The organism is Oleiphilus sp. HI0125, assembly GCF_001635355.1.
The window spans coordinates 1-1,042 of the sequence record NZ_LWGF01001376.1 but is presented as its reverse complement, the minus strand read 5'-3'; the positions used below and the strand labels follow the sequence as shown (position 1 = coordinate 1,042).

1 protein-coding gene and 1 pseudogene are annotated in these 1,042 nt (G+C 41.2%); one reads left to right on the top strand and one right to left on the bottom strand.

What is annotated here, in order from left to right; translation table 11 throughout:
• Positions 1-608, bottom strand: a pseudogene (locus A3762_RS28545) (hypothetical protein); the annotation flags it as partial.
• Between the two features lie 197 nt (positions 609-805).
• On the opposite strand from A3762_RS28545, the gene A3762_RS23545 reads away from it, so the two are divergent.
• The coding region (locus A3762_RS23545) for a hypothetical protein (protein ID WP_156493704.1) at positions 806-1,042 on the top strand (237 nt) is incomplete at its 3' end.

Sequence of the window (1,042 nt, the reverse complement as noted above, 5' to 3'; positions counted from 1 at the left end):
ATTGAGCGATCAGTGTCGTTTAAGAATGCATTTATTGCGTCACCTTTAGACCAATTCGCGTTTGCTTCGAATCTTTGTGTTAAGTTGGCTTGGTAGCAATCACCTGCAAAAATGTAGTCCTTTAGTTTTGCAAAGCTTGAACTGTATTGCGAGAAAGATTGAGATGGTTTCCAATCTAAAGCTCGTGTAGTGAGGTTTTGGTTTAAATCCGAATTTGATGGGCTTGATTCAATTAGCTTATTAACTGCGTTCCTTGTTTCCTTAGAGCAGGTCTCCGAGAAATATAGCCAGCCTTCATTGCTTTCGTGGCAGAACGAATAGCTCCAGTCGTAGTAAGCGGCGAAAAAGAAATTTTTGTCATACCCATTTACGCCAATCCATCCGGAGGTAAACGGTTGTCCTGTTGCTGTAGCGGCGTAACTATCCTTGTGGAGGGTGACTTCATTTGGATTAATGCTAGTGCGGGATGGGTTGCCGGAGATGATCGACCATCCGTCTCTCCCGTTTAAGCTTTTTAAGTAAATAGCGTGCTTAAGCTTACATATAAGATTGACTATCTGTTTATTTGTTAATGTAAGTTCTTTTGATGCGTTGAAAGTGTTAGTCATAAATAAGCAATAAAGCACTTGTGTGAGAGTGTGATCTAATCGACAAAGAAAATACCAGTCTGGCTGGATTTTTTTCAGTTGTCTCTATAAGTTAGCGCCAGTGTCGCGGCGCAATTATATTTCGAATCATTAGGTATTGATAGAACTGTGCCAACAGGCTTTTAATAACTCTATAACCAAATTAAACGGAGCCCGTTATGTTTAAATCATGTGTGCTGGCACTTGTGTCGGTGACATTGCTTGCATTGCCATTGACAATTAGTGCGGAAGAAAAGAAGCCAAGTATCGAAGATCTTGTTGAGACGCCCGTTCAAGCAATTACGGACTTAAGTGAAGCTCAGCCAAAGCGGGCTAAACTCACTGAAGAGCAGGCGATCGCTCAGCTCCAATATATGATGTTGAATGCATTCAAGCGTATAGAGCCTATATTGTTA